Genomic DNA, 12,552 nt, shown 5'->3' with positions numbered 1-12,552 from the left:
GCCTCACCGCCGGTCCAGCACGGCGCGCCATTCCTCCCGGTCGCCCGAGGCGGCGGCCGGGAAGCGACCAGTGGCGGGCCACCACAACCGCGACGGGTGCCGGTAACTTACGCGTGACTCCGAAGCATGTCTTTGATGCTCTTCACCAGAGCAGCCACGGCGTGGGCGATCGCCGTCGCCCCCAGCAAGACGGTACCGAAGACGATCCACCCGCCCAGTCCGGGCTGCGCCCTGTCGTGCGCGGCCGGCTTGGTCCCCGACTCAGACACGTCCGGTGGCTCATCACCCATCATCTCTCTGACGATCTCCACGAAGCCCGCGATGGCGTGAAGGAACGCTCCCGCCGCCATCGTTGTGGCGCCGATGAGGAGCCATCCGGCCCGGCCGATCGCCTCCGGGGGCCGTTTCAGCGTGGCGTTGCCCTCGCGGCGTCGGATATGGGGCATTCGGTCCGCCTCCTTCGCCTTGGCCGCCTGCGCCTCCGGAGACTCCCCGAACGGCGCCTGCTCTCTCGACGATGGCTGGTTTCGGCGAGGCGCGCATCTCGCGCAGCACCCGGCGCGGGTCGTCCTCAGCCGAGCGCTACGGGACCGTGGGAGGCGTCCGCGCCGCCGTCCGTTCCTCAAACAAGGGGATGGGAGACCCGGCTTTCCGAGGCCGGGCCTGCACAGCGAAAGCCGATGTTGCCGGTGGAGGAGTCTGGCGTGTTGGGCATCCGGGCGGAGACCCGATAGCGGCGGCAGTACGAGGCGTGGCAGAGGTAGGAGCCCCCGCGAAGAGCGCGCGCTGTGCCGGTCGGAGGGCCGGTCGGGTCCTCGCGGGGGCCTGTGGCATGCCAGACGGGGTGGAACCAGTCGGCCGTCCACTCCCAGACGTTGCCGGTCATGTTGTGGAGGCCGTAGCCGTTCGGGGGGAAGGCGTCCACGGGGCAGGTGCCGAGGAAGCCGTCCTCAACGGTGTTGTGCTCGGGAAACGACCCGTTCCACACGTTCATCCGGTGCCCGCCGCCGGGGCGGAGTTCGTCGCCCCACGGAAAGGGCTGCTGTTCGAGCCCGCCTCGGGCGGCGTACTCCCATTCGGCTTCGGTGGGCAGCCTTCGGCCTGCCCAGGCGCAGTACGCGAGCGCGTCGTTCCAGGAGACATGGACCACCGGGTGCTCCGCGCGTCCGTCGAGGTCGGAGTGGGGGCCGTGCGGGTGCCGCCAGTCGGCGCCGAGCACCTCGCGCCACCACGGAGCGGCAGCGACCGCCCGCGTGGGCGGGAAGTCGTCGGGCAACAGGCCGCCGAAGACGAACGAAGCCCCGTAGCGCTCGGCATCGGTGACATGGCCGGTTTCGGCCACGAACGAGGCGAAGCGCGCGTTGCTGACGCAGTGCGGATCAATGGCGAAAGGACTGACCCGGACCCGTCTCACCGGACCCTCGCCGTCCGCAGAATAGGCGAGCACGTCATCGCTGCCCATGTGGAACCAGCCACCATCCAGCCGGATCTCAGGGGGGCCGACGGGGGTCGTGCCGGACTGGTCTGGCAGCCGAGTCGCGGCCATGGACAGCTCCGACTCGCCAAGCACTCCCCTACGGCGGTCGGGGGTGCAGCAGGAGGGGGTCTCTCGCGTCATGTGCTTGGCTTCTCTGCTTCCTGGTGGCCGGAGGAGGCGACAGGGGAAAGGTCGGCGGGCGCCCAAAGGGCAGGACGGTTCGACCGTGCTGTTACCGCGGCTCAAGGGTTCGCGTAACGTTCTTCGTCCAGGACGCAATCCGTTCCTGTCCCGCTGATCACGCTGCTCGACGTCGAGGCGATCTACGAGCTGACCGCAGCTTGCCGCACCTGCGAGGACCGTCGGCGAACCGGATGGCGTGTCCCCGGGCGAGTCGCTAGGAAGATGTACCCGATACGCGGCGACCGTGGGGACGCCCCCAGGGAAGGTCGAGCGACAGACCCGGCCGCCGCCCTGCCTTGGAGCGCCATGAGCAGCGCTCCTGAGCCAAAGCACACCGGGAGACGCCGGCACCCGACCCAGCCGCAAAGGGCCGAACGGGTGCCTCATGTGCCGGACGGATCACAACGAGGACCGTACCGACCATGGTGACTACGCCCACCTCAATCGCCCTGTCGGTCTGCCCTGCCAGTCGGCTGTACTTCTGCGAGCACTACCCCACTGTTGAGGTGCACTTCTATGACGTGCAGCTGGAGGCGGACCGCGCGGTGATGCTCGCCGGTGCCTTCCGCGGGCTCGCCACCACCCCGATCGCCAAGCAACAGGCGGGATTCGCTTAAGCACCATGCCGACCGGAGCTCCTGCAGGCCGCCCCATGGCATGCGGCCAGACTCGGACTGGGCAGCACGCTGGTGGCCCCGACGGGCGGGCTACGGAGCAGCAGAGATGTGCTGTACCCGCTCCTGCGGTACATCGGCCCGACGAGAGCGGTGACCACCGCGACGTGACCGCGCTCGTCCACCGGCTGCTCCAGCAGGGAAGCTTGGCCGACCGCCAGCGCCGCGCCCTGGCCGAGGCCTGCCTATCGGCGGCCAGCGCGCTGATCACGGCAGGAGCCGCCACCGCCTGAACCTTGCCGGGATTGAGAATCAGAGCGCGCCGGACCCAGACCCCGTGCGGGGTATTGCGGAGCTGGACGTAACTCGGTGGACCCGGAAGACCGATCGGCTTGATTCCAGGTCGCCGATCGCCGTCGTGGCGTCTGGAGCACGGCAGGCTGCCGTCACAACGCCGGTGTGGTCGCATCACCTCATGAAAGATCCGTTCGCGTGCGACGATCCGGCTGTGCTGTCCCGCTCGGCTCCGACCGACCGTGCGGCGGCTCGCCGCGCGGTGGCCGCCCGCGCCGCAACCCCCGCGGAGTTCGAGGTTCTGCTCGACATGCTCGGGCTGCTCCCCTGCGACGAACACTTCGGGACCCCCCAGCAAGGTTCCGAACGCTCGGACGAGTGAAACGCGAACGGACAGCCCAGCGGCCCGGCCGCCCGGGTTGTTGCTGTCAGCAGGCGTCTGTCGGTTCTGAGGGCCCTCGACGACGCCCGCTCGTCACCACGCACTCCGTCACGCGCTGACCCGCCAAACAGGCCAATCCGGCCTACCGTGGACGTATGACCAGTGGAGAGCGGCATCAGGCGCACGAGAGGGTCGCCCCGCGGGCTGGGCACGAGCAGCAGGTGTGCCCGACCTGCAAGAGCCCCGTCGACACGGTGCTCAGGCGGCGCAAGTCCCTCGGAATCTTCATCCCCGTATGGGCTCCAGGCCCCTGCCGGAACCCTGAGTGCACCAGGTAGGGAACTGTACGGTCAGCAGCCCTGGCTCACGTTCCACTCTCGACCCCGTATCGACCGGTACACAACGGTCCTCCCCGATCCGCGGTAGCCCCTGCGGTGCGTAACGCTGTGCGGACCGCCGGATCGGCGGACCACACAGTGTGATGCGGGGCGTCAGCAGTCGTCATACCCTCCGCCCCAGTCGTCGTCGTAGCCACCGCGGTAGTGTCCGTAGCCGCCGTCATCATCGTCGTCCCAACCGCCTCCGTGGGTGACGGTGGTGACAGAGGTGACGGGGTGCGTGGGCACGGCCGCGGAGGCAGCACCCGCAGCGCCGAGCGCGGCGCCACCGGCCATCAGGACACCGATGGCGGACACGGCGAAGAGCCGCTTCGCTCTGATTGCCTTCATGATTCACAACCCTTCTCGCAGTTGTGCCACTCATTGCGGCACGAAGTCGTCCTGCCTCCTCTCGAAAAACCCAGACGGAACTTCCCGGTCGCCGGATGAATGTGATGAGCGCGTATCCGCCGTCAACGTGGCTTCGTCGGACCACGGACCTTTTGGACTGGAACGCAAGTTCTCAAGCCTCGCGCATCGCTGCAGTCCAGAGAGCGGATCCCGCAGTTGCGGCCGTCTTGTACCCATGATAGTCACCGTCACGCGACTCGTCATCCGGGTCACGGACCTGGATGTGTATTTCGACTTCCGCACCCCTCAGAGGAAACTGCTGTTCACAGCACCCGGCCGATTTGCACGCGGACGCAGAACCATCAGGAATCCGCTCGCCGGATGCCGACGTCACCATTACCGGCCACGATGATCCCCGTGCGGTATGCGCCTCCTGGGCTCACCCCATCCCCGCAAAGGATGTGGTGCTGCGGAGCGCACGAATGTGCTGCGCGATGGGCCCAAGGCACCTCAGCCCCTCTTGAGTTCGAAGGGAGGGACCGCGCCAACCGTGCAACGGCCGAACAGGGGATCCTGAATCCATGTCAGCCGACTCTTACCAGGTGGTAGTGCTTTGTAGCTGAGGTTGACCTCGTGGGGCTGACCGCCGAACGCCACGAGTTTCGCAAGCGGTTACCGCTCCAGGCGACGGAGCGGTTCACTCAGGGCGAGGCGAGTACGGTGATCGCCAAGGATCTCTGCGGGTGAGCATCAGGCCGGTGCAGCGGTGGCGGCGGACGCGGACCGAGGGCGATCCACGGGCTCTGCGGTCGCAGGGGCTGGCGTCGCAACTGTTGGTCGTCACCGGGCGGCGGCGTGCAGGTCCCGCGTGTACCAGTCGAAGCGTGTGCCGTCCGAGCTGTGCGTCGGCGTGCCGGGAGCGAACCCTGCCCGCTGCGCGACTGCGGCAGATGCGGGGTTCTCCGGCTCAACCTGGATTACCGCCTCCACCCCGCCCTCGCTCGCTGCGTACTCGGATGCCAAGAGGACCGCGCGGATAGCCGGGCCACGCCCCCGCCAGGACGGATAGAGGCCGTAGGCGACATTCACTTGGCCGGGCGCCAGATCTTCTCCGGCGAACCGCAAGTCGATCGTGCCCGCGAGGACCTCGTCGGCACCCGTCCGGATGCCGAACGCGCGGAGTGGCCCGGCGGTGTCCCACTGATCCCGGCAGTGCCGGAAGTACGCTTCGATGCCCTCGCGCGTGCTGGGACCGCCGTTGAGCCGGCGAACGAGTGGCTCGTCTTCCCCCGCGAGGTGCTGCGCCTCCACGTCTTCCAGGCGTAGGGGGACAGGCTGATGGTCCCGTCGGACAGCTTCACTTCATGCATCCGCCGATTCTTGACGCCGAAGCCGAGTCACGCGATCGGATTCCGCGGACGTCGCCCGGAGCTACCCGGCCGCGAGAGATGATCTCGTGTGGCTGGTGTGATCACGGCGTCAGAGCCGTCCTGGACAACCCCGTACACCGGGCTGAACCTGCGTGCGTTCAGGAAACCGGTGACGGTTCTGCGACGCAAGGGCGCAGACGCGGTCCGGAAGGGGCGGCTGTGGAGTCTTCCGCTGAAGGACAGGGCACTACCGGTCGCGGCGTACTGGCGCACGAACCTGACCATGCGCCGGCTCGCCCCGCTGTTCGGGGTGTCGAGGTCAGCGGCGGACCGGAACATCGACCACGTCGCGCCGATGCTCTCGCTCCAGTCCCGCAAGCGGTTCGCCAAGAACACCGTACTCATCGTGGACGGCACTTTGGTGCCCACCCGAGATCACACCATCGCCGAGCGGTCGAAGAACCATCGGTACTCCAATAATCACCAGGCCGGCATCGACGACGACACCCGCCTGGTCGTCGTGGTCGGCCGGCCGCTCGCAGGAAACCGCAACGACTGTACGCCCAGTACGAGGACGACCCTCCCCGCTTGCGATGCACCGCATGTGATGTCGCGCGCTGACCCACCGCGGGCTACGGGACATTCCGGAGCTGCCCGACCTCGCCCCGGCTCGCGGCCGGATGCGGTGGGCCGCACATACACACCTTGCCGACGATGGAGCGGACAGCTCGGCTGGGTCCATCGCCCCGAATTCAGAGCGATCGCCATGCGATCCGGACCGCATGGCGATGTGCGGCAGAGCAGGCGAAAATGAAATTGGCTGGAGCGAGAGCCACCGGACCAGCGGACACCGCCTCGCCCGCAGCGCGACGAAGAGCGCCACTCCACTCTCAGCGTGCTCCAGGCAGAGCCAGCCGAGCAGTGGAGCGCTGGGGCAAGAGGACCAGCTACCTCATTCCAGACTCGGAAGCCGGGGAGTGGACAAGGCGGTGTTCCCACAGGTTCAGGTGAGGAAATCAGGTGATGACTCATGTGCCGATGGCTTGCCTACTCGGGAACACCCCTGCTGCTTGACACCATTCTTTACAAACCGGCCCACTCGCTGATCGATCAGAGCCTGCACTCCAAACTGGGTGTCGAGACGACGAACGGTGACGGGTTCGGCGTCGGGTGGTACCCGGAGGGCAGTGACGGCACCCCGGCGCTCATGCGCGACGTCGGCCCCGCCTGGAACAACCGCAACCTGCGGGAGCTCGCCGACCACGTCACCTCGCCGTTGTTCTTTGCCCACATCCGGGCGTCAACGGGTACGGCGGTGCAGCAGACGAACTGTCACCCCTTCCGGCACAGCCGCTGGATGTGGATGCACAACGGCTCCATTTCCGGCTTCCACTCGATGCGGCGGGACCTCACCATGCTCGTCGATCCCGCGCTGTACGCAGACATCGAGGGAACGACCGACTCGGAGACGATGTTCTACCTGGCGCTCACCTATGGCCTGGAGGAAGACCCGCCGGGCGCCGTCGCCAGGATGGTGGGGCTGGTGGAGCGCGTCGGCCGCGAGCACGGCGTGGAGCACCCGATGCAGATGACGGTCGCCGTCAGTGACGGGACCACAGTGTGGGCCTTCCGCTACTCCAGCCAGAGCACCTCGCGGTCACTGTTCTACAGCAGCCGGGTGGACTCGCTGCGCAAGCTGCACCCCGAAATGACCGTCCTCCAGGAAGTGTCCGACGAGACCCGCCTGGTGGTGTCCGAACCCCTCGGCGATCTGCCCGGCGCCTGGAACGAGGTACCCGAGAGCAGCTACGGCGTCGTACAGCCCGGGGCCGACGAGTTGCGTGCCTTCACCCCGGAACCGGTATGACGCGGGGCCGGATTGCCACACATGGACCATCTTCGTGATCCTGCTGCCCTTCCCGGGCGGGTTCGTCTACCTGATCGCCCGGGGGCGCGGAATGCGCGAACGCGAAACGAAGCTGGCCCAGCAGAACGAGGAGGAGTTCCGCTCCTACGTGCGCCCGGGTGCCGCCGGGACCGGCGGCCACGCGGAGGAACTGTCCCGGCTCGACGAGCTCAAGAACCGCGGCGACATCACGAAAGCCGAGTTCCCACAGGCCACGGACAAAGTCCTCACGGGCTGATCGGGCAGCAGCGACCCGACTACGGAGACCCGCGCGAGCCGGGTACCCATCCAGGTCCAGTCCTTCGCCGAGGGCGAGGACGTCGCCTGGGCCCGGTCGTCCGGCGGTTCGTCAGGCGAGGACGTTGACGGCCCGGGCGATGACCAGACCCAGGATGACCAGGGAGACGATGGACTGGATGATCATGATGATTTTGGCCCAGGGGGCGAGTGGCATGACGTCGGTGGGGCTCAACGCGGTGGAATTGGTGTATCCGAGGTAGAGGTAGTCGACGTAGCGGGGACGCCAGTGCGAGGCGTTCAGTTCGGGGCTGAGCTGCTGGGGAAAGGCGAGTGCGGGAGTGGCGGGCATGTGGTGGGCCCGGGCGGCCGGCCCGCCGCTGTCGAGTTCGAAGTACAGCAGGGAGAAAGCGAGGATGGTGGAGGTCCAGACGATGCCGCCGGCCACCAGGAGGGCACTCGCGGAGTTGGTCTCGCTCCCGCCGTGGATGAGGTCGTCGATCAGCTGGACGGTTGACCAGATGGCGCTGCACACCATCAGGCTGACCAGGGTGATCGACACCGCGCGCAAGGCAGCCGAGCGGCGGCCGATCCGAACGGGGTCGGCCGAGGTAAGAGCCACCAGGAGCAGCCCTTCGGCGAGGGGGACGGCCCACCGGGGCCCCAGGCGCAAGTCGTCGGGCAGGAGCATGGTCAGCACCCCGGACGTGATGACGGCTGCGGCCATCGGCCAGCGGGCCTCGGCGTACGCCGCAGGCTCCGGCTCGTGCGGATCGCTCCCACGGTTCATGTCGGAAGGGGTGTGACCGGTCACGGCCGACTGCTGCCCGGGCTCGGTAGCGGCTCAGATCGCGCTGTCCGCAGCGGGCACCCGGCGCCGGAAGCCGCACGTGGCGACGGTCGCCCATGATGTCGCGCTCATCTGCGGCTCCTCTGAGGTGAAGGCGTGTGGCGGCGGCCTGGACGATCGTTCCTCACTCGCTCGGAGTCGAGGCTGGGATCTTGGATCCCACCGTAGACCGAAGTGAATTCGGCGGCGTGACCGACACGCTCCGTACTCGCACGTCTTCCGAAGCGTCAGGCCTCGACGGACCTTCGACGTCGGGGATAGGGCCTTGGTGGCCTTGCTGTTCGCCCACTTCGGCTTCGGTGCACGCGACACACGCTCCTCTCCCCCGGAGACCTCAGGTGTACCGACGTCATCCGTTCAAGTTCACGGGTGCCTTCGGCTGTCGCGTTCACCGTCACCCTGCTCGACGTGGAGGTGGATCGGGCCGCGAAGAATGGGGCTGCGCCGGTATGGCGGCGGGTCGGCGACCAGGCTGGGCCGATCCTCGACGCCCCGCAAGAGTCAGTCCGCCCCCATCCGCATATCTCACACACCACGGATACGGGCATCCACTTCCACCTATCCGGGAGTTCGCAGCGATTCACCCCAATGAGCTGAAGTCAGTAATGCAGCCGGCGCGTCCTCGGCGGCCTGTTGCGGGTGTCAGTAGCCGGTGCCGCGCTTGACCTGGGTCCGCTCGATGCTGTGGGTCGCTCCCTTGTCGTCCAGCGTGCGGCATGCGTCGGCGATGTCCTGGGTCAGGCGGTCGACCTGTTCGCGGCTCAGGGTCTCCTTGACCAGGGCGCGCAGGATCTTCACCCGTTCCGCGTTGGGCGGGAGGGTGTACGCCGGCACCATCCAGCCCCGCTCGGCCGAGAGCTGCCAGGCGATGTCGGACTCGTCGTAGGAGTGCTTGCCGGCGAGACGGAAAGCGACCAGCGGCAGCTGCTCGAGGTCGCTGCCGATCACTTCGAAGCGGCCGCTGTCGCGCAGGTTGTCCGCCAGTGCGCGGGCGTTCTCCTGCATCGTCTTCATGACGTAGGTGTAGCCCTGACGGCCCAGCCGCACGAAGTTGTAGTACTGCGCGAGCACCATCGACGCACCGGTGGAGAAGTTCAGGGTGAACGTCGCGTCGGTCTTGCCCAGGTAGTTCTCGTAGAAGACGAGGTCCTTGGCGAGGTCGGCCTCTTCGCGGAAGACCAGCCATCCGATGCCCGGGTAGACCAGTCCGTATTTGTGTCCCGAGACGTTGATCGAGCGGACCTGCTCGAGCCGGAAGTCCCATTTCGAGTCCGGGTAGAGGAAGGGCCAGACGAATGCGCCGCTGGCGCCGTCGACATGGATCGGAATGTCGAGATCCCGCTTTTTGCGGACGTCCCGCAGAAGCTCGTCGATCCCGACGACATCGTCCTTGTGGCCGGTGAACGTGGTGCCGAGGACGGCGACGACGCCGATCGTGTTCTCGTCGAGGTGGGGCTCCACGTCCTCCGGGCCGATCGTGTACTTGTCCTCGGCGAGCGGCACGATCCGCGGCTCGACGTCGAAGTAGCGGCAGAACTTCTCCCACACGACGTGGACGTCACCCCCGAACACCAGGTTGGGCCTGTCGATGGAAAGGCCGGCTGCCTGGCGGCGCTCGCGCCACTTCCACTTCAACGACAGCGCGCCGAGCATGATCGCCTCGGATGAGCCCTGGGTCCGGCATCCGGTTGTCTTGCCGGGCGCGTGGAAGAGGTCGGCGAGCATGCGCACGCAGCGCTGCTCGATCTCTGCGGAAATCGGGTACTCCGCATGGTCGATGAAGTTGCGGTGGAGGTTCTCGGCGATGATCCGTTGCGCCTCCGGCTCCATCCACGTGGTGACAAACGTGGCGAGGTTGCGCTGCGGGTCCCCCTCCATGGCAAGGTCCACGCCCACCAGCCTCATGGCGTCCGTCGCGGCCATGCCTTCCTCGGGAAAGGTCTCCGAAGGAGCGGGCACGGTCAGGAAACGGTTGCCGAACAGATCCGCGGCGTCACTCTTGGTCATACCCGCAACTCAACCACGGTCGGAGAAGGAGCCGTGCTCAGGACCTGTGGACGGGCCCGGGATGCACGCGAACGGCGTACCTTCCCGAGCATTCCGGTCTTGGTGGCTGCTGAGTCCGTCAGCGCATCCGCTCGATGAGGCGGTCGCCGACGCGCAGGGCGTTGGCGATGGCGGTCAGCGACGGGTTCACCGCGCCGATGCTGGGGAAGAAACTCGTGTCCACGACGTAGAGGTTGTCGAGGTCATGGGCCTTGCAATCGACGTCCAGGGCCGAGCTGCGCGGGTCGGTCCCGAACCGGACCGTGCCGGCCTGGTGGGCCGTGGCCCCGATGGGCATGCCCTTGTGCAGGTAGATGCTGTGCGGCAGCAGGTGGTGCTCGTGCATGCCCAGGTGTCCGAGCATCCCCTTGAGCTTGTGCTGGAGGCGCTCCAAGCCGGCGACGTTGTTCTTCTCGTCGAGGGCCAGGTGGATGTCGCCGTTCCCGTCGAGGGTGACGCGACTGTCGGGCAGCGGCAGGTCCTCCCCGCAGAGCCAGAAGTCGACGGCGTGGTGCGCGAGCATCTCGAACGGCATGTCGGGGGTGAGCTTTCCGGCCCAGCGCGGTGCCTCGCCGCGGATCTGGTCGGAGTCCGACTTGCCCAGCATCTGGATGCCGCCGAGCGGGAAGTCCCAGTCGTCCGCCCCGAGGTACCAGTCGTTGAGCGCGAGGGTCTTCTGGAACTTGGTGGGGTTCGGCTCCTTCGACACCGCCATCAGCGCCAGGTTGTTGTGCCGCATGTAGTGGCGCCCCACCACGTCCGAGCTGTTGGCGAGGCCGCCCGGATGCTTGTCGTTGGCCGAACGCAGCAGCAGGGCTGCGGAGTTGACGGCCCCGCAGGCGACGACGACGATGTCGGCGCCGAACCCCTGCGTCGACCCGTCGCCGAGCTCTGCGACCACGCGGGTGACGGTGCGCCCGGTCGGGTCGGTCTCCAGACGCCGGACGTTGGCGCCCGTCACCATCGTCACGTTGTCGTACGCCAGGGCCGGATCGACGCAGATCACCTGGGCGTCGGACTTCGCGCCGAGCAGGCAGGGGAAGCCGTCCACCCGGTCGCAGCGGATGCAGACGCTGTCATGGGTGGCCCGGCCGCTCCCGTCCTGGGTCAGGTTCACCCCGATGGGCAGGTGGAAGGGGTGCAGGCCCTTCTTCTCCAGGTCGTCGCTGAGCTGCTGGATGCGCGGCTCGTGCTCCACCGGGGGGTGCGGGTACTGGCCGCTCGCCCGGCCCTCCGTCGGGTCCTCGCCGTGCCGTCCGTGGACGAGGTAGAGCTGCTCCGCCTGGGTGTAGTACGGCTCCAGGTCGTCGTAGTCGATCGGCCAGGCCGGCGAGATGCCGTCATGGTGGCGCAGCTCCCCGAAGTCCTCGGGCCGGAGGCGGAAGAGGGCGGCGCCGTAGAACTTGGTGTTGCCCCCGACGTAGTAGTTGACCTCCGGGGGGAAGGCGTCGCCGTGCTTGTCGTACCAGAATTCCGGTGCCCGGTACTTTCCCTTGACGAAGACGGCCGTGGAGTCCCAGTTGTCCCGCTCCCGGGGAAGGTAGTCGCCGCGCTCCAGGATCAGGACCCGTTTGCCGGTGGGGGCCAGCCGGTGGGCGAGCGTACCGCCTCCCGCTCCCGTGCCGATGATGATGACGTCGTAGTGCTGATCGCCGGCCATGGGGGTCCCGTTCTAGGAGAGACAGGGAGCATTGCGTACCTTTCCGACGCTATCCGGCAATCCTGGCTGTGGCGACCGAAGGGTTCCGGTCGGGGGGCCGCCTCAACCGGTCACCCGCACCGCCCGCACCGCCGCGTCGACGATGCTCCGCGGGGCGGCCGTCGCGTCCAGGGTCACGCCGGGCTCGTCGGGGCGCAGCGGTTCGAGGGCGGTGTACTGGGAGTCCACCAGCGGGGCGGGCATGAAATGGTCCCGGCGACCCGCTGCTCGGCGCGGGTACGGTCGAGCGCGAGGTGGACGAACACGACGCCCGCGCCCGCCCGGCGCAGCAGGTCCCGGTACTCGCGCCTGAGCGCGGAGCAGGCCATCACCCCGCCCCGGCCGGAGGCCGCCGCCTCCCGGATCCAGCCTGCGAGGGACAGCAGCCACGGCCCGCGGTCCCCGTCGTCGAGGGGCCTGCCGGCGGCCATCTTGGCGCGGTTCGCGGCGGAGTGGAAGTCGTCCGCCTCCGCGAAGGGCAACCCCAAGCGGTCGGCGAGCAGCCGTCCGACGGTGGACTTCCCCGCTCCCGAGACACCCATGACGACTACGACGGGCGGCACCGACGACGCTGCTCCCACGGCGTTGACGTGCTCGCACGGCTCGGGATCGTCGGGCCCCCGCTCGGTCTCGAACCGCGCCGCCATCGTCACCGTCCGGCCGGAGCGCACCTCGGCCGCGGTCAGCCGCGGCGCTCCCGCCGCGGGGGCGTGCGCGGGCATGGTCAGCGTTCCATCTGCTCGTCGAGCGCCCGGTCGAGGGTGGT

Annotated in this window: 13 protein-coding genes and 1 pseudogene; 6 read left to right on the top strand and 8 right to left on the bottom strand. The window is 68.1% G+C overall.

Annotation, left to right across the window (positions count from 1 at the left end):
* Positions 1 to 107: 107 nt before the first annotated feature.
* Entirely contained in the window at positions 108 to 446 is a 339-nt protein-coding gene (locus ACFYYJ_RS06370) for a hypothetical protein (RefSeq protein WP_389129132.1), read from the bottom strand.
* Positions 447 to 622: 176 nt separating this feature from the next.
* Positions 623 to 1,618: a formylglycine-generating enzyme family protein gene (locus tag ACFYYJ_RS06365; protein WP_389129128.1), complete on the bottom strand. Its 996-nt coding sequence runs from the start codon at positions 1,616 to 1,618 to the stop codon at positions 623 to 625.
* Between the two features lie 464 nt (positions 1,619 to 2,082).
* Here ACFYYJ_RS06365 and ACFYYJ_RS06360 point away from each other — a divergent pair, with 464 nt between their 5' ends.
* From ACFYYJ_RS06360 to ACFYYJ_RS06350, 3 genes are all read left to right on the top strand, one after another.
* Positions 2,083 to 2,277 carry a hypothetical protein gene (locus ACFYYJ_RS06360; RefSeq protein WP_389129125.1) on the top strand — a complete coding sequence of 65 codons (195 nt, stop codon included), beginning with the start codon at positions 2,083 to 2,085 and terminating at the stop codon, positions 2,275 to 2,277.
* Between the two features lie 164 nt (positions 2,278 to 2,441).
* Positions 2,442 to 2,567: a hypothetical protein gene (locus tag ACFYYJ_RS06355; protein ID WP_389129122.1), complete on the top strand. Its 126-nt coding sequence runs from the start codon at positions 2,442 to 2,444 to the stop codon at positions 2,565 to 2,567.
* 182 nt (positions 2,568 to 2,749) lie between these two features.
* Positions 2,750 to 2,950: a hypothetical protein gene (locus ACFYYJ_RS06350; RefSeq protein WP_389129119.1), complete on the top strand. Its 201-nt coding sequence runs from the start codon at positions 2,750 to 2,752 to the stop codon at positions 2,948 to 2,950.
* 491 nt (positions 2,951 to 3,441) lie between these two features.
* Here the strand turns inward: ACFYYJ_RS06350 and ACFYYJ_RS06345 are convergent, their stop codons facing one another.
* On the bottom strand, positions 3,442 to 3,678 hold the full coding sequence (locus tag ACFYYJ_RS06345; RefSeq protein ID WP_389129115.1) for a hypothetical protein: 237 nt from the start codon (positions 3,676 to 3,678) through the stop codon (positions 3,442 to 3,444).
* An 840-nt stretch (positions 3,679 to 4,518) separates the two neighbouring features.
* Positions 4,519 to 4,989, bottom strand: a complete 471-nt coding sequence (locus ACFYYJ_RS06340) for a GNAT family N-acetyltransferase (protein WP_389129111.1) — start codon at positions 4,987 to 4,989, stop codon at positions 4,519 to 4,521.
* 147 nt (positions 4,990 to 5,136) lie between these two features.
* On the opposite strand from ACFYYJ_RS06340, the pseudogene ACFYYJ_RS06335 reads away from it, so the two are divergent.
* The 3 genes and pseudogenes from ACFYYJ_RS06335 to ACFYYJ_RS06325 form a co-directional block, all read left to right on the top strand.
* Positions 5,137 to 5,604: pseudogene (locus tag ACFYYJ_RS06335) on the top strand (transposase family protein); the annotation flags it as partial.
* Between the two features lie 474 nt (positions 5,605 to 6,078).
* Positions 6,079 to 6,915, top strand: a complete 837-nt coding sequence (locus tag ACFYYJ_RS06330; RefSeq protein ID WP_389129107.1) for a class II glutamine amidotransferase — start codon at positions 6,079 to 6,081, stop codon at positions 6,913 to 6,915.
* Between the two features lie 34 nt (positions 6,916 to 6,949).
* Positions 6,950 to 7,192, top strand: a complete 243-nt coding sequence (locus tag ACFYYJ_RS06325) for a hypothetical protein (protein ID WP_389129104.1) — start codon at positions 6,950 to 6,952, stop codon at positions 7,190 to 7,192.
* A 111-nt stretch (positions 7,193 to 7,303) separates the two neighbouring features.
* On the opposite strand, the gene ACFYYJ_RS06320 is transcribed toward ACFYYJ_RS06325, so the two are convergent.
* The 4 genes from ACFYYJ_RS06320 to ACFYYJ_RS06305 form a co-directional block, all read right to left on the bottom strand.
* A complete protein-coding gene (locus ACFYYJ_RS06320) occupies positions 7,304 to 7,981 on the bottom strand; it encodes a hypothetical protein (protein WP_389129101.1) in 678 nt (225 codons plus the stop codon).
* Positions 7,982 to 8,683: 702 nt separating this feature from the next.
* On the bottom strand, positions 8,684 to 10,048 hold the full coding sequence (locus ACFYYJ_RS06315; protein ID WP_389129098.1) for a glutamate decarboxylase: 1,365 nt from the start codon (positions 10,046 to 10,048) through the stop codon (positions 8,684 to 8,686).
* Between the two features lie 118 nt (positions 10,049 to 10,166).
* Positions 10,167 to 11,747, bottom strand: coding sequence for a GMC oxidoreductase (locus ACFYYJ_RS06310; RefSeq protein WP_389129095.1), 1,581 nt, complete (start codon positions 11,745 to 11,747; stop codon positions 10,167 to 10,169).
* A gap of 173 nt (positions 11,748 to 11,920) precedes the next feature.
* Entirely contained in the window at positions 11,921 to 12,508 is a 588-nt protein-coding gene (locus ACFYYJ_RS06305; protein WP_389129093.1) for a gluconokinase, read from the bottom strand.
* Positions 12,509 to 12,552 lie beyond the last annotated feature (44 nt).

It is taken from the genome of Streptomyces sp. NPDC002467 (assembly GCF_042889825.1).
Classification (GTDB): domain Bacteria; phylum Actinomycetota; class Actinomycetes; order Streptomycetales; family Streptomycetaceae; genus Streptomyces.
The sequence above is the reverse complement of the archived record's forward strand: the minus strand, read 5'-3'. Positions and strand labels throughout refer to the sequence as shown.

Excerpts from the sequence above, each read along its gene's own strand:
- ACFYYJ_RS06330 (WP_389129107.1), top strand. The coding sequence starts at position 6,079 with ATGTGCCGATGGCTTGCCTACTCGGGAACACCCCTGCTGCTTGACACC.
- ACFYYJ_RS06305 (WP_389129093.1), bottom strand. The coding sequence starts at position 12,508 with ATGCCCGCGCACGCCCCCGCGGCGGGAGCGCCGCGGCTGACCGCGGCC.
- ACFYYJ_RS06360 (WP_389129125.1), top strand. The coding sequence starts at position 2,083 with ATGGTGACTACGCCCACCTCAATCGCCCTGTCGGTCTGCCCTGCCAGT.
- ACFYYJ_RS06350 (WP_389129119.1), top strand. The coding sequence starts at position 2,750 with ATGAAAGATCCGTTCGCGTGCGACGATCCGGCTGTGCTGTCCCGCTCG.
- ACFYYJ_RS06345 (WP_389129115.1), bottom strand. The coding sequence starts at position 3,678 with ATGAAGGCAATCAGAGCGAAGCGGCTCTTCGCCGTGTCCGCCATCGGT.
- ACFYYJ_RS06315 (WP_389129098.1), bottom strand. The coding sequence starts at position 10,048 with ATGACCAAGAGTGACGCCGCGGATCTGTTCGGCAACCGTTTCCTGACC.
- ACFYYJ_RS06320 (WP_389129101.1), bottom strand. The coding sequence starts at position 7,981 with ATGAACCGTGGGAGCGATCCGCACGAGCCGGAGCCTGCGGCGTACGCC.
- ACFYYJ_RS06370 (WP_389129132.1), bottom strand. The coding sequence starts at position 446 with ATGCCCCATATCCGACGCCGCGAGGGCAACGCCACGCTGAAACGGCCC.
- ACFYYJ_RS06310 (WP_389129095.1), bottom strand. The coding sequence starts at position 11,747 with ATGGCCGGCGATCAGCACTACGACGTCATCATCATCGGCACGGGAGCG.
- ACFYYJ_RS06365 (WP_389129128.1), bottom strand. The coding sequence starts at position 1,618 with ATGACGCGAGAGACCCCCTCCTGCTGCACCCCCGACCGCCGTAGGGGA.